Consider the following 17,899-nt stretch of genomic DNA (forward strand, 5'->3'; position numbering starts at 1 on the left):
ACGACTAATCTTCAGTTTTTTACTACTATGAAAAAATTTGTTATTAGCCTTGCTACTGCACATGAACGTAGAGAGCATATATGCGCTGAATTTAGTAAGCAGAATCTAAACTTTGACTTTTTCGATGCGTTAACTCCTGAACCCGCTGCTATTTTCGCCAAAGAACTCAATTTAAAAATTGATGAGAAAACTTTAACTAAAGGTGAAGTTGCATGCTTTATGAGTCATGTATTTTTGTGGAATAAAATGATTAGCGAGAATATCCCGCATTTGGCTATTTTCGAAGATGATATTTATTTAGGTGAGAATGTTAAAGCATTCCTAAGCGATAATTCTTGGATTGATTCTAATTGGCATCTTATAAAGATTGAAGAATTTACTTCCAAAGTTGCATTAGGGCAAAAGATTAAAACCTTTAATAGTCAGCCAGATAGAGCGCTTTTTGAGCTTAAAAGTAAGAATCTCGGAACTGCTGGTTATATTCTTTCTTTTCATGGTGCTAAGCAATTAATCAGTTATATCCAGTCCTTGGATAAGTTGATTGCATTGGATCATTTGATGTTCGAAAAACTTGTTCAAGATAAAATTTTACCCGTATCTCAAATGAAACCAGCCTTGTGTATTCAAGACGTTACGCTTTTCTCTACAAAGGATAGTGTGCGTTTTACTAGTCATTTGTATAAAGAGCGCTTAACCAGAAGACATTATGATAAAAAAACGGGGCTGGATAAAATAATTCTAGAGTTAAAGCGAATTTTTATACAATTAAGAAATTTTATTTTTTTAAAGTCTGTCGGTTTTAAATAACTTGAGCTTTAAGTGATCTTAATTTTAAGGGTTATGAAATAAAATTTTCATAAAGGTTCTTTATATCTTCAATATCCAAATAATATGAGCTATGTATATCATTTGGATTATCAGATAATGTTAAGATAAACCTCATATCACAATCATTAATCTTTGCTAATGTTGAAAATATAGAAAATTCTGAGAGATGCTTTGGAAGCCAGCTTATCGCTTTGCAATGTGAATTACAAAATATAATATTAGACCAAGCTGCACCGCTTGGGCCTGCAATAAACTCTGCATTATTAAAAATAGTGACTTGCTCATAAAAATCATAATCTTCTAAATAAAGAGGTGTGAAATCTTTACTGATAAAATATTCTAATATTTCATTTTGGTTGTAGCTTCTAGCAGCATTTTCTTTCCTTGCGAGAAAAATTCTTTTCGGAAAATCTTTTGAGAGACATGTATTAGATTTTAAAATAATTTCTCGTATTTCACTAATCAGTGATTTGGATAGTATAGAAAAGTCAGGGGAAGATAAAATTTCTTTAGAATTAAAAACAATATTGTTTTCATTGTTAATATAAAATAACTCACTTACGTGTAAATCAATATTATGATCTGAATATATAATTTCTAGATTTAGATCTTTCTCTTTAAAGTAAAGTGATAAAATTTTTTGAAAAGAGGAGATTTTTTTTACTCTCTTATCAAGTATGAGATGTTTGATATTATATTTATTTAATAAGTCAGAATCTAATAAAAGGATTTTTGGGGATACTTCTAACAACCAATGATAATAATTAAAAACACCATTTCCACCTAAAAAAATCGCATGTGAAATACTTTCTTTTTTCTTATTATAACGAAGGATCATATTTTCATGATTATGCCATTTAATAATTCCAGTTGAATAATTACAATATGCAATATTGGCTCCTTTTACTCGCTCGAAAATTGCATTTGAAGTGGTGATGAGGTTGCTTGAGTTGGTATTTATAGTGACATTGCTGAACTTGTATAAATTGACCTCTGGTATTTGAGCAATAAAATCATTTTTTTGATTAGAGTTAAGCGTTATTGGCTGAAAATTTAAATCATTTCTACTATGTTTGAATGTCAGAATTTTTTCATCATTTAACTCATCTAGCCATATAATTTTTCTTGTTTCGATCCTTTTCATTCTCTTTAGTAATATTTTTAAATATTGAGAAATGTGAGTATTCTTTTTTATTAAATACTTTATAAGAACGCGACCAAGCATACTAGAAACTCTATGAAAATTATTTAGACGTTAAATAAATTAGATAGTACTTTAATCTAAGGACTAGCGCTTTAAAAGGATTTTTCTTCTGGTATGGGCGTACTTTGTATTTTTTTTGGATACGATACACCGCTTTAGCATAATCAGGTTCATTCTTATATTGATTAACAACTTTGATTACTTCGCTATGTATTAATTCCAAATTTTTACTAATATTATTTTCATGTGACCTATAACCAATAAGCGCATGGGGGATATAAATGATTTTTTTACCTAATTTACTGATTTTTAACCATAAATCCCAATCTTCAACTTTGGTATTTGGGTTAAATCCACCAACTTCACGAAGTATGTCTGTTTTAATCATTTGAGATGACGCAGGTAGATCAAATCTGTGCATAAAAATTCGATGGAATTTATATTCACCGTAATCGTTGACATTCACTTTAATTGTTTGATTATGTGAATCTATAGAATGATTTCCACCACAAATACAGACAATTTCTTGATCTAATTGAAATGCTTCAAGTTGTAAACTTGTTTTTTCTGGAAACATAATATCGTCTGAAGCTAAAGTACAAAAAAATTGTCCTTTAGCCCATTCAATTGCTTCATTAAGCGTATTACATAACCCTCGATTTGCCCGATGTCTAAATTCGAAACGTACGAATCGCTCTTCACATTGTGAAAGTAGCTCTTTAATTTTTTCAATCGAGTTATCTGTTGAGCCATCATCAATGATAATAAGCTCAATGTTTTCATAGCTTTGATTCAAAGCACTTTTGATCGCATCTTGGATATATTGCCCATGATTATAACTAGGAATTGCTATGGTGACTAAAGGGGGAGATACTGAGTTATTCATACAGGATTAAACTGATTACAGAGCTGAATAATTTTTTGAACATCGTCTAATTGAAGTGTAGGTCCTATTGGTAGACTCATGACTTCTGCATGGATTTGCTCTGAAATAGGATAACTTTGATGATTCCATTCTTGATAAGCTTGTTGCTTATGTGGAGGGATAGGATAGTGGATAAGCGTTTGAACACCATGATCCGATAAATATTTCTGTAAAAGATCTCTATATTCAGTTCGAATTACGAATAAATGCCATACATGCTGTTGATATTCTTCAGCATTTACATTGTTCAATGGTAGTTTAATGAATGGATTATTGATGTTGTCTAGGTATAAGCGTGCGATTTTTCGGCGATGTTGTATTTCTTGATCTAAATAACTTAATTTAATATCAAGCATTGCTGCTTGAATTTCATCTAGACGGCTGTTTACACCTGGAACCAAATTTTTATATTTTTCATGTGAGCCATAGTTGCGAAGCGCACGTAGCATGTGAGCCAGCTCTTCATTATTGGTTGTGATTGCTCCTGCATCACCCAGCGCACCTAAGTTTTTACCAGGATAAAAGCTGAAGCCAGAAGCATCGCCCCAGTTGCCTGCTTTGATCCGATTAATTTCTGCACCGTGGCTTTGTGCTGAGTCTTCAAGAACCAGTAGGTTATTCTTTTTTGCAATTTCCATAATTTCAGGCATTGCAGCAAGTTGACCATAAAGATGGACAGGTAAAATGACTTTAGTTTTTGGTGTAAGTACAGCTTCAATTTTCTTTGGATCAAGGTTAAAAGTCTGTGGATCAGGTTCAACCAACACGGGGGTAAGTTGGTTTGCACTAATCGCCAGAATACTTGCGATATAGGTATTTGAAGGAACGAGGACCTCATCACCCTCATTGAGTTTACCTAGTTCTTTCCAAGCTCTTAATGTAAGAATAAGGGCATCTAAACCATTGGCTACGCCAATCGCATATTTGGTTCCGCAAAATTTTGCAAAATTCAGTTCGAATTGTTCGAGTTCTTTTCCACCAATATACCATCCAGAGTCAATCACTCGTGTACAGGCTTCAATGAGTTGTTCGCGGTATTGTTGATTAATATTTTTAAGATCAAGAAAAGGAATCATTGCCCAATATACCCTTTAATTTTTGCTGGATTGCCGACCATAATTGCATTTTCTGGTACATCTTTTGTTATGACAGCACCTGCACCAATCATTGCATTCTTTCCTATTCGAATACCCGGCAAGATAGTTGCATTCGCTCCAATACTAGCGCCTTGTTCTACAACCGTATTTGCGAAGCTTTCAGGATATTGCTTAGATCGTGGTTTTTTGTCATTGGTAAAAGTAACGCATGGACCAATAAACACATTATCTTCTAAGTTAATACCATCCCAAATGTAAACGCCTGACTTTATGGTGACATTGTTACCAATATGAACATCATTCTCGATTAGGGTATGGGCACAAATATTACATCCAGAACCAATTACCGCATTTTTCAGAATAACACTATATTGCCAAACCCGGGTATTCTGACCTATATGGGGGCTATGTACATCAGACAATGGATGAATAAATGGACGATTTACAATGCTAATAAATTCATCATAGCTACGGATATAATCGCTTTCATCATAATGTTCACTTGCCAACACTAATAAGACACAATCTTCTGAAAAGTCGTGCATTTCACGCCAAGTCATACTTTCGATGATCAAGCCTTGAGTTGGTGAGCTGAGTATAACCTCCTCTTTATTACGGCCATCATCTAAAATGAAGCGACACTGACCATGTAGGCAGATTGCAAGTTGTTTTAAGTCTTTATGTGCGTGAAAACCTCTAGGTTTATCTTTTGAGGCAGCAAAAATATAATAGATACGTTTAATATCAAAGGGGATATGCTGGTTCGCTTCGATCGCAACGAGTCCACCGCGTTGATCTCCTAGATCTGGTAAATCAATGAGTTTCTTTAAGCTCATATTTCATTCACCAAAGAAACTAGATATTGACCATAATCATTTTTATTCATACTTTGGCCGATTTCTAAAACTTGCTCTTTGCTTAGCCAGCCGTTGTTAAACGCAATTTCTTCTAGGCAAGCTACTTTGTAGCCTTGACGTTTTTCAATCGTTTCTACAAATTGTGCTGCTTCAAGTAAGCTTTCATGTGTTCCTGTGTCGAGCCAAGCAAAACCTCGACCAAGTAACTCAACATTTAAGTCGCCGCGCTCTAAGTACATTTGATTCACAGTCGTGATTTCTAATTCACCACGTTCAGATGGTTTAACTTTTTTTGCGATTTCAACAACATCATTGTCATAGAAATATAGACCAGTTACAGCAAAATGTGATTTTGGCTGTTTAGGTTTTTCTTCCAGAGAAACTGCACGTTTTTGTTCATCAAACTCAACTACACCAAAACGTTCAGGATCTTTAACCTGATATCCAAAGACCGTCGCGCCTTTTTGACGAGCGACAGCTTGACGTAGCATTGGTGTAAAGCCCTGACCATAAAAAATATTGTCGCCAAGAACAAGGCATACATTACTTTTGCCAATAAACTGTTCACCAATAATGAATGCTTGGGCTAAACCATCTGGACTCGGTTGGATTGCGTAACTCAATTCAATACCCAATTGAGAACCATCACCAAGTAAACGTTTAAATCCATCGATATCGTCAGGTGTACTAATAATGAGGATTTCACGGATACCCGCCAGCATTAAAACTGAAAGGGGATAGTACACCATTGGTTTATCGTAAATAGGGAGTAATTGTTTAGAAACACCTTTGGTGATTGGGTAGAGGCGTGTACCTGAACCACCTGCAAGAATAATACCCTTTGTAGACATTATACATTTACCCCTAATCTTTCACGTTGATAGCTACCATCTTGAACATGGCGGCACCATTCTAAATTGTTTAAATACCATTCGACTGTTTTACGAATACCTGTTTCGAATGTTTCTTGAGGTTTCCATCCCAACTCATGTTCTATTTTTGCGGCATCAATTGCATAACGCAAATCATGTCCAGGTCGATCTTTCACGAAAGTAATTAAGCTTTCATAAGATTGGGAATTATTTTGTGGTCTTAGTTCATCCAAAATTTTGCAAATAGTTTTGACGACTTCAAGATTCTGTTTTTCATTATGTCCACCGATATTGTAGGTTTCTCCAACAGTGCCTTGGGTAATAACTTGATATAAGGCACGAGCATGGTCTTCGACAAATAGCCAATCACGAATTTGATTACCTGTACCGTATATTGGTAATGCTTTACCATCTAAAGCATTCAAAATGACTAAAGGAATTAATTTTTCAGGGAAGTGGTATGGACCATAATTGTTAGAGCAATTGGTCACAATGGTAGGTAGGCCATAAGTACGCTGCCAAGCTCGAACTAAGTGATCTGAACTGGCTTTACTTGCTGAATAAGGTGAGCTGGGTGCGTATGGAGTTGCTTCAGTGAATAAATCCGTAGTCCCATCCAAATCGCCATAAACTTCATCTGTTGAAATATGGTGAAAGCGAAAATTTGCTTTTTTATTATCGTCAAATGCCTGCCAATATTTACGTGCTGCTTCTAATAAAATATACGTTCCCACAATATTGGTTTGAATAAAAGCACTTGGTCCATCAATTGAACGATCAACATGTGACTCCGCAGCCAAGTGCATAATTGCATCGGGTTGAAAATGTTCAAAAATCTGTTCAAGTTTTGATGAATCACAAATATCAACTTGTTGAAATTGATAGCGGGGGTTCTGATCAATTTCTTTTAGCGACTCTAAGTTACCAGCATATGTAAGCTTATCCAGATTTAGAACTTCATCATTGGTATTTTTTATAATATGACGTACTACAGCTGAACCAATAAATCCAGCTCCGCCTGTAATCAAGATTCGCATGCAACTACTATCCTTTTAAATGATTGGATCATTAAATTATTCATTTGAAAAATAAATTATTTTTGAAATACGTCAAGAAGAATTTATTTAATACTAAGTATATTTTAATAAAACTTAGTATCACCACCCCTAAACCTTTTATACCCCCACATATATTCTGTAGGAAAGCGGTTGATCATTTGCTCTACCGCTTTATTCAGTGCAGTTGTTGCAACTTCTATATCTCGATCATAGAGTTCAAGATCATAGAGATCATCACAATAAACATCAAAGCCTTCGCCATCTTCACGACGAAAACAACTTAACCCGACTAAGCGGCATTGCGTTTTTTGCGCCATTTTACTTGCAAGCGTGCTAGTTAGACATGGGATTCCAAAAAAAGGAACGACTACACCACCAGAAGGTTGCGGAACATGATCGGGTAGAATGACGCTAAACCCACCTTGTTTCAAATTCTTAAATAGTGCTTTGACACCATTTGCATCGGTTGGAACAAGGGTTGCTTTCAATCTCTGACGCGCATGTAAAGCAAAAGCATTAAAGCCTGAATCTTTCATCGGCTTGTACATGATGGTTGGAATACCATATTGATGTACCCATGCATTCATCATTTCCCATGTGCCGAGGTGAGGGGTGATAATCAATGCACCACGCGGATCACTTAATGCATTTGTTAACACATCTAACTGATGAACCGTCTTTATTTGCTCAATGCTCCATTCTGGGGGCATTGCCCAGCATTTTCCAGATTCAATATAACTCAAACACTGCTTGGTAACGCTTTCTCTTGCAAGGTGCTCGCGTTCATTTTTTGGAATACTTGGATAAGCTAGACCCAGATTTACACGTGTTTTCCAAAGCATACTTTTATTCGGATTTTGATTAATAAAGTAAGCTGCCACTTTTGCGATACTGCGCAAAAATGCTAAAGGTAAAACACGAAGTAAAGTGATATAAAAAGACATTACGATTAATCTTATTTGTTCGCGTTGCCTTTAAGCACCATATAAATTAGTGCGACAAAAATCAGCAGTGCTCCGACTAAACTACTTACGCAAAAATATAAAATGCGTTCATTTGTAGTCATATTGAAGAGTTCATTTGCCAAGATGTAACGCATGAAAAACCATTGAGCAAGTGAAAAAATAATAATCACGATTGCATGTCGACGTACATCAGGACGCATTGCCATAAGACTGACCTCTCAATAAAAAGCAGCTTATTATGCCATTAGCACTGATATTCTCAAAGAAAAACTCGAATATAAAAAAACCCTGCATAAAGCAGGGTTTTACCAAACAATAAACTGAATTTATTTTTCTTCAGCTTTTGGCTTTTCACGTAAGCGAATACCTAAGTCACGCAATTGATTCGCTTCAACTGGTGCAGGTGCTTGAGTTAATGGACATTCAGCAGTCTTGGTTTTCGGGAATGCAATGACATCACGAATCGACGATGCGCCTGTCATCAACATGATCAAACGGTCAAGACCAAATGCTAAACCACCATGAGGAGGAGCGCCGTAGCGTAATGCATTGAGTAAGAAGCTGAATTTTTCCTCTGCTTCTTCTTCACCAATACCTAATGCTTCAAAGATTGCTTTTTGCATCTCTAAAGTATAGATACGCAGTGAACCACCGCCAACTTCTGTACCATTCAATACCATGTCGTATGCAACAGATAAAGCAGCACCTGGATTGTTCTTCACTTCTTCAACACTTGATTTTGGCAGTGTGAATGGGTGGTGAACAGAAGTCCATTTGCCGTCATCGGTTTCTTCGAACATTGGGAAATCGACAACCCAAAGAGGAGCCCATTCACATGTTGCAAGATTCAAGTCATGACCGATTTTGACACGAAGTGCGCCCATCGCATCATTTACAACTTTGGCTTTATCCGCACCAAAGAATACGATGTCGCCATTTTCAGCACCTACACGTTTTAATAAATCGAGCACGATTGGTTCGATAAATTTAACGATAGGTGATTGAAGACCTTCAATGCCTTTTTCAAGTTCATTGACTTTGATATAAGCCAAGCCTTTAGCACCGTAGATACCTACGAATTTAGTGTATTCGTCAATCGCACTACGTGGTAATGAACCAGCACCTGGTACACGTAATGCAACGATACGACCTTTAGGGTCTTTTGCAGGGCCAGCGAATACTTTGAATTCAACGTCTTGCATTAAGTCTGCAACGTCAACCAATTTCAATGGAATACGCATATCTGGTTTGTCAGAAGCATAGTCGCGCATTGCATCGTTATAGGTCATACGTTCAAATTTATCGAATTTTACATTCAATAATTCGTTGAACATTTTAACCGTTAAGCCTTCCATTAAATCCATGATGTCATCGTCGCTCATGAACGATGTTTCAACGTCGATTTGGGTAAATTCAGGCTGACGATCCGCACGTAAATCTTCGTCACGGAAACATTTAGCGATTTGGTAATAACGATCAATACCACCGACCATCAACAACTGTTTGAACAATTGAGGTGATTGCGGAAGCGCGTAGAAGCTGCCATTTGAAACACGACTTGGAACTAAATAGTCACGTGCGCCTTCAGGTGTTGCGCGGGTTAAGATCGGTGTTTCAACGTCAAGAAAACCGTGGTCTTCGAAATAGTTACGAATTAAGTTTGTAACTTTAGAACGGAAGCGTAAACGATCTAACATTTCTGGGCGACGAATATCCAAGAAACGGTATTTCAAACGAATTTCTTCAGAAATATTGGTGTTTTCGTCATTCAATGGGAATGGAGGTGTTTCAGAAGCAGCAAGAACTTCGATTTCTTTCGCTAAGACTTCAATTTGACCACTCACCATATTGGCATTTTCAGTACCTTCATAGCGACGACGTACGCGACCTGTAATTTTTAATACAAATTCAGAGCGTGCTTTATCCGCAGTTGAAAATGCTTCTGGTGTATCAGGATCAATAACCACTTGAACGAGACCATCGCGGTCACGCATATCAAGGAAAATTACACCGCCATGATCACGACGACGATGAACCCATCCGCATAAAGTAACTGTTTGATCGATTTGGGCTTCAGTTAAAGAGCCACAGTAATGAGTGCGCATCATATTGAATTATTTATCCAAACTATATTGGCTAGACGGTGAATGCGTAAACAGCGCAGCACCAATGAAGGGGAGATTATGCCTTGTTGAACGTATAGTCTCAAGTCTTAATCTTTTCAAGCGGATTTTAAACATACGCTTTTAAATAAAACTATTCTAGGCGAGCATTTCGATCTAAGCATAATAGTATTAAACAAGATGCTGTAAATAAAATTAAAGCTGCTTGGCTGAATTCATTGATCGATTTACCGATAAAAAAATATCGTTCGGTGTGCCAAAGATCAGCGTGAATATGACGACTGTAGTCCCAAACAGAAAATAGTCCAAAAATTGTTGAAATGACTAAACTTATGATAATAAATAGTTTAATTTTTATAGGAACAGCTTTTGGTTGTTTATACTGATGGTAATAGCTTTTACACATATAAAAGATAAAAGGCAAAGCGATAATTGATGAAGCGATTTGCAATATAAAATGTAGGGGATAGTCAATTCCAAACAAAGAAATCTGTTGTGCAAGCAAACTTTTAAATGCAAAAGTACGAAAGTCGAGATGGGTTAAACCATCCCAAATCAAATGCGTTGCTGTACCAATAATCACTGCAACACAACTCATTAGACTAAATGCGATAAAATTATCAAATGATTTAATGTTCATTGCGTGACGTATACCTAAAAAACGATAGATCACGGGGCGATAGATGAGATACCACAATAAGCAAAAGCATAAGCCAATTGGCAGATTTGGAAATAAAATCCCAGACCATTGATGCGTCAAGTCAATGCTCTGTTGTGTAAATAAACGATACAGATCAGGGGTCATACAACCGATTGCCAATGCAGCTATAGGCAAATGACCTTTACTCAATTTTGATAATGGTGGTGCGAGAACAGCATGTGACAGCGTAAATGGCATAGCTTTGGCTAACGAACTCAATTCGAATCGTGGATATGCAGTTTAACAAATGAATTTTCTTGTACTGTTTTTTATTGCAAAATAAATGAAATGTTATAATATAACAATAATTTTGTAAGCTGATTCCGAGACACGGCATGTCATTTCCTAAAAATATATTGACTCTATCTATATTAGCAGTCGCATCTGTATCCTCATTTGCAGCAGAAAATGAGAAAGTTGAAACCTTAGAGACAATTAGAATTAAAGCCCATCCGCTTGAGCAAACGTCTAAAGACTTTGCTGTTGCAGATACAGTGGTGAATCAAAAACAATTACAACAAGGTGCTGTTACCATCGGTGAAGCATTAAACCAAGAAGTTGGGATTTATTCTAATCAGTTTGGCGCAGGTTCAAGTCGACCAGTAATTCGTGGGCAAGATGGCGCACGCGTAAAAGTTTTACAGAACTCTTCTGAGAACATTGATGTTTCGACTTTATCACCTGACCATGCAGTGACGGTTGATCCAGCCTTGGCAAAACAAATTGAAGTCATTCGTGGACCATCTACTTTATTGTTCGGCGCAGGTACTGTTGGTGGTTTAGTCAATGTCAATGACAGCAAGCTTCCAACTGAAATGCCAGAAAAAGGCTATGAAGGTAATGTCGGTTTACGTTACAACACGGGCAGCGATGAAAAGCTTGCTAGCGCGGGTGTGACGGTTGGCTTAGGTGATCAAGTTGCATTGCGTGTAGAAGGTTTAAAACGTGAAGCAAATGATTATATCGCGCCAGATTATTTTCACGAAGGCGAGAAAGAACGCCGTGTCGGCAATACTTTTGCTGAAGGACAAACCGTAAACGTTGGTTTGTCATGGATTTATGACCGTGGTTTTACAGGTATCTCTTATAGCAATCGCCAAGATAAATACGGTTTACCTGGACATAGTCATGAGTACGAAAGCTGCAAAGCGCATCTCTCTGGTAAACCTCATTTACATTGTGGCGAGGATGACCATGGACATGATCATGGTGACCACGAAGAAGATCACGACCACGACCACGACCACGACCACGACCACGATCATGACCATGCACATGAAGCAGGTCCTTGGATTGATTTGAAATCTGAACGTTATGATGTGCGTACAGAGTTGAATGATCCATTTGCAGGCTTTAAAAAACTACGTGCGCAAGCAAGCTATACTGATTATCAACATGATGAAATTGAAGAAGATACTATCGCAACACGCTTTAAAAACAAGGGCTATGACGGTCGTTTAGAGTTAGTCCATAATCCGCTGGGTCCTTGGGAAGGGGTCATTGGTACACAATATGGTCAGCAAAAATTAGAACTTACAGGTGAAGAAGCCTTTTTAGCACCAAATACCACGAAGAAGTGGAGTATTTTTGCTCTTGAGCATGCTCAATTTAATGATGTTCATGTCGAGTTAGCGGCTCGTATAGATCAACAAAAGATTGATATTGAAGATTCGACTAAAAAAGATTTTGACGGTTCAGCTTTTTCTATTTCGGGTGCTGCCAACTGGGAGTTTGCGCCTAATTACAAACTTTCATTGGTCACTTCGCACCAAGAGCGTTTACCTTTAGCGCAAGAGTTGTATGCCAATGGTGGACATTTTGCGACCAATACCTATGAGTTGGGTAATGATCAATTGAAGAAAGAACAGTCCAATAATGTCGAACTTGGTTTGCACTATGACGATGATAAATTCGACTACCATTTCCATGTTTATCACAACTGGTTTGATGACTACATCTATGCGCAAACTCTAGATCGTTACGAGAATTTCCGTTTAGTACAATATGCTCAGGATAAAGCAAAATTCTATGGAGCTGAAGCTGAGATAGGTTATCAAATTTCACCAATCTATAAACTTGGTGTGTTTGGTGATTATGTCCGCGGTAAGATCGACAATGAAAATGCACCTCGCGTACCAGCAGGACGTTTAGGAACAAAAGTAAATGCTGATTTTGGTGATGGTTTCAGCGGTTCGGCTGAGTACTATCATGTATTTAAGCAAGATAAGATCGCTGCTTATGAAACTGATACCCAAAGCTATAATATGTTGAATCTTGGTGTGGCGTATTCTGGTAAGTACAGTAAAGCGACTGACTATCGCGTATTCTTAAATGCAAATAATTTGCTGGATGATCAGGTTTACCAACATGCTTCATTCTTATCTACCATTCCACAAGTTGGACGTAGCTTTACAGTTGGTGTGAATTTTAGTTTCTAATTTGTCACCTAAATCTTATTGAAAAATATAAGTATAAGCCCTAGCCTTAGACCATTAGGCTAGGGCTTTTTCTGTTATATGCGTATCTTCCAAAGAATTCATCAAAAATTAAACTGGTCAGGTCGACGTTACATGGCAGTCATATTGAGTATTTTTGCGATTGGGTACATTGCTTCTGCAATTTACCATACTGTAAAACCACTTCCGAAAGGGCTGGATTTTACGGGTCAGCTTCGGCATGCCAATGTGAAATTCCTAGCAGATCAAACCTATATCGATGCAAAAGATCAACAACAAGTTGACCAACATATTTTCAATGAGATGTTTAAGCTAATTGATGAGGCACAAACCACCATTGTGCTAGATATGTTCTTATTTAATCAGGAAGTAGGTGAATCCAAAGTTAAGCAGTTTCCACTGATGCAACAACTGACGGATGCACTCATTCTGAAGCGTACACTTAATCCTGCTATTCAAGTGGTCGTTATTACTGATCCAATCAATTCAGTTTATGGTGGGGTCATGCCTAAACATTATCGTCAGCTTCGCCAAGCCGGTGTGGACGTTATTGAAACTGATTTAAGACCTTTACGAGCATCCAATCCATTATGGTCGGGCTTTTGGTATATCTGCTGTCAAAATTTAGGCAATAATTCTGAAGGAGGTTGGTTAAGCAATCCTTTTGGAAAGGATAAAGTTACCTTACGTAGTTATTTAGAACTGCTCAATTTTAAAGCCAATCATCGTAAAACCTTGGTGGTCGATACTGCTGAAGGCTGGAAAAGTTTGGTGACTTCAGCCAATCCTCATGATGGTAGCTCGCATCATAGTAATGTTGCATTAGTGGTTGATGGCCCAACAGCAATTGATGTTCTGCAAACAGAACAAGCGGTAGCAAATATGTCTCATGGTTCAAGTCCATTTGTGATTATGGGTGGACATACAGAAGACAAAAGCTTGCCACAGGTTCAGGTTTTGACAGAAAAAGCGATTTATGATGCAACCTTAAAAATCATTCAAAATGCCAAAGTGAATGAACATTTGGATATGACAATGTTCTATTTATCTGAACGCAATATTATTGAAGCATTAAAACAAGCAAAACAACGTGGTGTAAATGTCCGTATCATGCTTGATCCAAACAAAGACGCGTTTGGTCGTCAAAAAAATGGCATTCCAAACCGACAAGTTGCATCAGAATTGAATGCTGCTGGTATTCCTATTCGTTGGTGTAATACGCGTGGCGAACAGTGCCACAGTAAAATGCTATTGAAATATAATGCTCAACAAGCGGAGCTGATGCTTGGTTCAGCAAACTTTACTGCACGAAATTTGAAAAATTATAATCTTGAAACGGATATGCGTGTCATTGGTTCCGTTCAAGCACCTGTGTTTCAAGATGCAACAACTTATTTTAACTCCTCATGGACTAATGCAAACGGTCGCCAAATGACGGTTGATTACAAGCAATATGCAGATGAATCCAAAGCCAAATATTGGCTGTATCGTTTTATGGAATGGTCAGGTTTATCGACTTTTTAATTCAGTAATTAGGATTCTATTGAATGGCGAAAATTAAACTGAATATCAAACAAGATGAGCAACTTAGTTTAGTTGCTCATCAGTTAGTACATTACGCGGACATTGTAGATATTCAGAATTGGAATGAGCTTTTAGAGTGCTATTTTTCTATAAAAAAAGACGTTAAAGCAAAGAAAGTCTTTTTGGTTTTAGATGATCGATCGCAAGCTGAATATACTTCCATGCATGCGGTTGGAGATGAGCGGCTATATATTGATTATAGTGATGATCTTAAAGATATCGATGTGAATGATCCTAAATGGGAGCAAACTTACCAGAATGTTTGTATGCCAAAGCAATTGCAGCATTATATTCAACAGCTTCGCCGTATAGAAAATCAATGTGTGATAGAAGAGCTGTCTAAAAAAATGCAGCATTATGATGAGGATGATTTACAGGCTTTAATATATTTGAATCAAGATTTTGCTCCGTCTATGGATACGGAGATTGTGATTAAAGTTGCTGAAATTGAGACTGAATCACTTAAAATAGCCATGATGCCGAATGGTTATTTTACTTGTGATTTTGATCCTTTTGAAAATTTTGCCATTATTCAACGCATGCAACACTATGGTTATGAGTTTATGGGGTTGGGTGCTGCGTTGTTAGGTTGGGTAAAAACAGAAGCGTTTCGGGCTGAAAAAATTGAAGATTTAATGCAAGACTTGTCTGTGATCTATCCTCTAGATTCTGCTCATCAAATGGCATTAAAAAAGCTTATTTTAAAAAATAATTATTTGATTTTACCTTATTCTGAATCACCACAAGAATATTTAGGTTACGACTTATCTTGATTTAGAACCAGAGCTCAACAAGCAGAATTCAGAAGTTTATTTGGCATTCCGCTTGTTGAAAGCAATACATAATCAGTAAAGAATTAAGGGCTTGGTGGCACCAATTGATCTAAATCTTTATCTGTTAATGTTTCAAGTTCACTCAGATCGGTTTTAATTTTCCACTGACTTTCATCATCCACTGGATTTGGCAAGCGTGCTTCTAACCAATCACAGACGACATCTGGATTAAATTCAGCATGGTTGCATTGAATGACCCAACCGAGAAAATCTTTTGCTTCCCCATTCATGTAGGGTGGGGGGGAAACAGGGAAAAACTGCGTCGGTAAACGCTCATTGGTCGATAAATAATTGAGTACATGTCCAAGCTCTTGAACTGTTTGCCATGCGAGTGGATGCTCAACATTAATATTGAATTTAAACCACCATGCATGTTGACCATCTGTACCATGTGCCACAATCAGTGATTCTTGCACACTTGGAACTTTACAAAAAAATTGATAGAGACGATCAAAATTCATTTCAGCCACAGATATTGCCTCAAAATCAAAAAACTGATTTTAACATATCTATCTATGTATATAGCTGCATGCTGTTTATCTATTGAATAGAACGGCTAATCTGAAAAAATATTATTACAACAGTCCTGTTTATTATTTATTCTAAAATATAAAGATAGTCAGATTTTTAGGGAGATCATGATGAAGCAATCAAAAATATATTTATACGGCTTGATGGGCGTACTGAGTTATCTCCCTGTGAGCACATTTGCTGATAATGCATGGGGTGGATACAGTTCGGTTGAACGTAGACCTTACCAGCAAGCACCTACTTATCAACAACCAGCACAAGATCCTTTTGCATTCTCAAATCAGCGATACACACCGACTGCGCCCCCAAAAGGTTATTATTATCAACCGAATCAAAATAATTATTCTCACTATCCAAATCATCGTCCTGGCGTGCGTATTGAATATTATCCTGAGACTCAATACGAGCATGGTTATCGTAGAGAATCGTTTGTGGTAGGGAATGAGTTGCCGAATGAGTTTCGCAGTGAACGTTATGTGATTCAGGATTGGAATTCTTATTCATTGCGAGAACCACCAAGAGGTCGGCACTGGGTGATGATTGATGGACGTTATTTTTTAGTGACTGATGATAATTTCCGAATTGAGATTATCCGCTGATTTTAAATTAGGTTTATAAAAATTTAACAGGAAATGAATCTTCATAATTTCTTGGATTTCATTACAAAGCTTTGCAATGTCGTGTGTTTTATTCATGGTTTCTCCTTGAGTTTCTCTTAATCTGAACTCAGATCGAAACAAAGGATTAAACAATGAAAAAGACAGTTGTATTGCTCGTATCATCTCTTATGCTTGGCATATCAGCTTCAGCTATGGCAGATTCTAATCGTTGGAATAATCACCACGATTATAAAGATCGCTATGAACAACGTTATGACAAACGTCATGATCATCGTGAACAACCTCGATGGTCTAAGGATGATCGAGGTCATCATTATGGTCAGCGTATCAATTTCAAACGTGGTGAGCGATTACCATCAGAATTCCGTAGTAATCGCTATGTCGTATCTAATTATCGCTATCATCGTTTATATCAACCACCACGCGGTTACAATTGGATGCAAGTACAAGGCAAATATGTATTGGTCGATTCTAAGTACAGAATTTATCGAGTTGGATAAATCAATCAATAAAAAAGCAGGCACAAAGCCTGCTTTTTTTTATGCGAGTTCGTCATCTTGTGGTCGAGGTGTTTTATTTACTGGAACTTGTTGTTCTTGCTCTTTGCCTCGAATGACAGATGGATAATTCCATGAAGCAAAACGTACGATGAGAATGGCGAAAGCTAAAATTAAAATAGAACCTGTGATAATCACCAAATCCATAGATGCTTTATGGTTATGTTGGATGTCTGCAATTAAAAGTCGAGTCAGTGCTGTTATTGCGACATAAATCAAAAAACGCACAGGCATATGATTGGTTTTAAAATAAATTCCAACCATTGCACCTAGCTCAAGATAAATAAAGAGCAATAAAATGTCGTCAATGGTTGCATATTGCTTAACTGTTAAAATATCAATAACTGTATGTACTGCTGACCATGCGACCATACAGCCAATAATAAACAATGCCAAATAATGGAATGCTTCAACGGCATAGTGACCGAAGCGATCGAAAAGACGCTGTAAGTTTTCAAGTTTCTGTTTTGAATTGGACATATGGATGGAATAATCTTTGGGGATGTCGAGAATATACAGCAAATTTCGTGCACAAAACGTAGTGAAACTTATGGAATCTAAATGAAAGGATAAATGTTTTGAAATTTAGATTATTTACAATCGGTATTGTTTTTATATAAAGTCAGCTAAATATTAAAGTTCTGAATCATTGAAATAAAAAAGCGTCTGAATATTCAGACGCTTTTTTC

Annotated in this window: 18 protein-coding genes; 6 read left to right on the forward strand and 12 right to left on the reverse strand. The window is 36.9% G+C overall.

Annotation, left to right across the window (positions count from 1 at the left end; all coding sequences use genetic code 11):
- Nucleotides 1–27: 27 nt before the first annotated feature.
- On the forward strand, nt 28–807 hold the full coding sequence (locus F933_RS11950) for a glycosyltransferase family 25 protein (RefSeq protein WP_005061452.1): 780 nt from the start codon (nt 28–30) through the stop codon (nt 805–807).
- Nucleotides 808–838: 31 nt separating this feature from the next.
- Here the strand turns inward: F933_RS11950 and F933_RS11955 are convergent, their stop codons facing one another.
- From F933_RS11955 to F933_RS12000, 10 genes are all read right to left on the reverse strand, one after another.
- Complete coding sequence (locus F933_RS11955) at nt 839–2,053, reverse strand: glycosyltransferase family 61 protein (protein ID WP_005061453.1); 1,215 nt, start codon at nt 2,051–2,053, stop codon at nt 839–841.
- A gap of 19 nt (nt 2,054–2,072) precedes the next feature.
- Nucleotides 2,073–2,918: a glycosyltransferase family 2 protein gene (locus F933_RS11960; RefSeq protein ID WP_005061454.1), complete on the reverse strand. Its 846-nt coding sequence runs from the start codon at nt 2,916–2,918 to the stop codon at nt 2,073–2,075.
- Nucleotides 2,915–4,033 carry a DegT/DnrJ/EryC1/StrS family aminotransferase gene (locus F933_RS11965; protein WP_005061455.1) on the reverse strand — a complete coding sequence of 373 codons (1,119 nt, stop codon included), beginning with the start codon at nt 4,031–4,033 and terminating at the stop codon, nt 2,915–2,917. The genes F933_RS11960 and F933_RS11965 overlap by 4 nt, the downstream gene beginning before the upstream one ends.
- A complete protein-coding gene (locus F933_RS17070) occupies nt 4,030–4,890 on the reverse strand; it encodes a WxcM-like domain-containing protein (RefSeq protein ID WP_005061456.1) in 861 nt (286 codons plus the stop codon). Before F933_RS17070 ends, F933_RS11965 begins: the two co-directional genes overlap by 4 nt.
- Entirely contained in the window at nt 4,887–5,762 is an 876-nt protein-coding gene (gene rfbA, locus F933_RS11975) for a glucose-1-phosphate thymidylyltransferase RfbA (protein WP_005061457.1), read from the reverse strand. The genes F933_RS17070 and rfbA overlap by 4 nt, the downstream gene beginning before the upstream one ends.
- Nucleotides 5,762–6,820, reverse strand: coding sequence for a dTDP-glucose 4,6-dehydratase (rfbB, locus tag F933_RS11980; protein WP_005061458.1), 1,059 nt, complete (start codon nt 6,818–6,820; stop codon nt 5,762–5,764). The genes rfbA and rfbB overlap by 1 nt, the downstream gene beginning before the upstream one ends.
- A 104-nt stretch (nt 6,821–6,924) precedes the next feature.
- On the reverse strand, nt 6,925–7,785 hold the full coding sequence (locus F933_RS11985) for a lysophospholipid acyltransferase family protein (protein WP_005061459.1): 861 nt from the start codon (nt 7,783–7,785) through the stop codon (nt 6,925–6,927).
- Between the two features lie 11 nt (nt 7,786–7,796).
- Nucleotides 7,797–8,012 (reverse strand): hypothetical protein, encoded by a 216-nt coding sequence (locus tag F933_RS11990; protein ID WP_005055957.1) that lies wholly within the window; start codon nt 8,010–8,012, stop codon nt 7,797–7,799.
- Nucleotides 8,013–8,132: 120 nt separating this feature from the next.
- A complete protein-coding gene (gene aspS, locus F933_RS11995; protein ID WP_005055955.1) occupies nt 8,133–9,914 on the reverse strand; it encodes an aspartate--tRNA ligase in 1,782 nt (593 codons plus the stop codon).
- A gap of 148 nt (nt 9,915–10,062) precedes the next feature.
- On the reverse strand, nt 10,063–10,827 hold the full coding sequence (locus F933_RS12000; RefSeq protein WP_005061460.1) for a DUF4184 family protein: 765 nt from the start codon (nt 10,825–10,827) through the stop codon (nt 10,063–10,065).
- A 137-nt stretch (nt 10,828–10,964) separates the two neighbouring features.
- Between F933_RS12000 and znuD the strand changes: the two genes are divergently transcribed.
- The 3 genes from znuD (at nt 10,965) to F933_RS12015 (ending at nt 15,442) form a co-directional block, all read left to right on the forward strand.
- Nucleotides 10,965–13,067, forward strand: coding sequence for a zinc piracy TonB-dependent receptor ZnuD (gene znuD, locus F933_RS12005; protein WP_005061461.1), 2,103 nt, complete (start codon nt 10,965–10,967; stop codon nt 13,065–13,067).
- Nucleotides 13,068–13,145: 78 nt separating this feature from the next.
- Nucleotides 13,146–14,609 (forward strand): phospholipase D family protein, encoded by a 1,464-nt coding sequence (locus tag F933_RS12010; protein WP_155757858.1) that lies wholly within the window; start codon nt 13,146–13,148, stop codon nt 14,607–14,609.
- A 23-nt stretch (nt 14,610–14,632) separates the two neighbouring features.
- Nucleotides 14,633–15,442 (forward strand): hypothetical protein, encoded by an 810-nt coding sequence (locus F933_RS12015; RefSeq protein ID WP_005061463.1) that lies wholly within the window; start codon nt 14,633–14,635, stop codon nt 15,440–15,442.
- Nucleotides 15,443–15,525: 83 nt separating this feature from the next.
- Here the strand turns inward: F933_RS12015 and F933_RS12020 are convergent, their stop codons facing one another.
- Nucleotides 15,526–15,963: a hypothetical protein gene (locus F933_RS12020; protein WP_034711012.1), complete on the reverse strand. Its 438-nt coding sequence runs from the start codon at nt 15,961–15,963 to the stop codon at nt 15,526–15,528.
- 180 nt (nt 15,964–16,143) lie between these two features.
- On the opposite strand from F933_RS12020, the gene F933_RS12025 reads away from it, so the two are divergent.
- Both F933_RS12025 and F933_RS12030 read left to right on the forward strand, forming a co-directional pair.
- Entirely contained in the window at nt 16,144–16,632 is a 489-nt protein-coding gene (locus F933_RS12025) for an RcnB family protein (RefSeq protein ID WP_005061465.1), read from the forward strand.
- A 152-nt stretch (nt 16,633–16,784) separates the two neighbouring features.
- Nucleotides 16,785–17,153: an RcnB family protein gene (locus tag F933_RS12030; RefSeq protein ID WP_005055944.1), complete on the forward strand. Its 369-nt coding sequence runs from the start codon at nt 16,785–16,787 to the stop codon at nt 17,151–17,153.
- A gap of 39 nt (nt 17,154–17,192) precedes the next feature.
- Here the strand turns inward: F933_RS12030 and F933_RS12035 are convergent, their stop codons facing one another.
- Nucleotides 17,193–17,690 carry a phosphate-starvation-inducible protein PsiE gene (locus tag F933_RS12035; protein WP_005061467.1) on the reverse strand — a complete coding sequence of 166 codons (498 nt, stop codon included), beginning with the start codon at nt 17,688–17,690 and terminating at the stop codon, nt 17,193–17,195.
- Nucleotides 17,691–17,899 lie beyond the last annotated feature (209 nt).

Origin of the sequence: Acinetobacter beijerinckii CIP 110307, assembly GCF_000369005.1 — a bacterium.
GTDB classification, from domain to species: Bacteria; Pseudomonadota; Gammaproteobacteria; order Pseudomonadales; family Moraxellaceae; genus Acinetobacter; species Acinetobacter beijerinckii.

Excerpts from the sequence above, each read along its gene's own strand:
- F933_RS11950 (WP_005061452.1), top strand. The coding sequence starts at position 28 with ATGAAAAAATTTGTTATTAGCCTTGCTACTGCACATGAACGTAGAGAG.
- F933_RS11955 (WP_005061453.1), bottom strand. The coding sequence starts at position 2,053 with ATGCTTGGTCGCGTTCTTATAAAGTATTTAATAAAAAAGAATACTCAC.
- F933_RS11960 (WP_005061454.1), bottom strand. The coding sequence starts at position 2,918 with ATGAATAACTCAGTATCTCCCCCTTTAGTCACCATAGCAATTCCTAGT.
- F933_RS11965 (WP_005061455.1), bottom strand. The coding sequence starts at position 4,033 with ATGATTCCTTTTCTTGATCTTAAAAATATTAATCAACAATACCGCGAA.
- F933_RS17070 (WP_005061456.1), bottom strand. The coding sequence starts at position 4,890 with ATGAGCTTAAAGAAACTCATTGATTTACCAGATCTAGGAGATCAACGC.
- rfbA (WP_005061457.1), bottom strand. The coding sequence starts at position 5,762 with ATGTCTACAAAGGGTATTATTCTTGCAGGTGGTTCAGGTACACGCCTC.
- rfbB (WP_005061458.1), bottom strand. The coding sequence starts at position 6,820 with ATGCGAATCTTGATTACAGGCGGAGCTGGATTTATTGGTTCAGCTGTA.
- F933_RS11985 (WP_005061459.1), bottom strand. The coding sequence starts at position 7,785 with ATGTCTTTTTATATCACTTTACTTCGTGTTTTACCTTTAGCATTTTTG.
- F933_RS11990 (WP_005055957.1), bottom strand. The coding sequence starts at position 8,012 with ATGGCAATGCGTCCTGATGTACGTCGACATGCAATCGTGATTATTATT.
- aspS (WP_005055955.1), bottom strand. The coding sequence starts at position 9,914 with ATGATGCGCACTCATTACTGTGGCTCTTTAACTGAAGCCCAAATCGAT.
- F933_RS12000 (WP_005061460.1), bottom strand. The coding sequence starts at position 10,827 with ATGCCATTTACGCTGTCACATGCTGTTCTCGCACCACCATTATCAAAA.
- znuD (WP_005061461.1), top strand. The coding sequence starts at position 10,965 with ATGTCATTTCCTAAAAATATATTGACTCTATCTATATTAGCAGTCGCA.
- F933_RS12010 (WP_155757858.1), top strand. The coding sequence starts at position 13,146 with ATGCGTATCTTCCAAAGAATTCATCAAAAATTAAACTGGTCAGGTCGA.
- F933_RS12015 (WP_005061463.1), top strand. The coding sequence starts at position 14,633 with ATGGCGAAAATTAAACTGAATATCAAACAAGATGAGCAACTTAGTTTA.
- F933_RS12020 (WP_034711012.1), bottom strand. The coding sequence starts at position 15,963 with ATGAATTTTGATCGTCTCTATCAATTTTTTTGTAAAGTTCCAAGTGTG.
- F933_RS12025 (WP_005061465.1), top strand. The coding sequence starts at position 16,144 with ATGAAGCAATCAAAAATATATTTATACGGCTTGATGGGCGTACTGAGT.
- F933_RS12030 (WP_005055944.1), top strand. The coding sequence starts at position 16,785 with ATGAAAAAGACAGTTGTATTGCTCGTATCATCTCTTATGCTTGGCATA.
- F933_RS12035 (WP_005061467.1), bottom strand. The coding sequence starts at position 17,690 with ATGTCCAATTCAAAACAGAAACTTGAAAACTTACAGCGTCTTTTCGAT.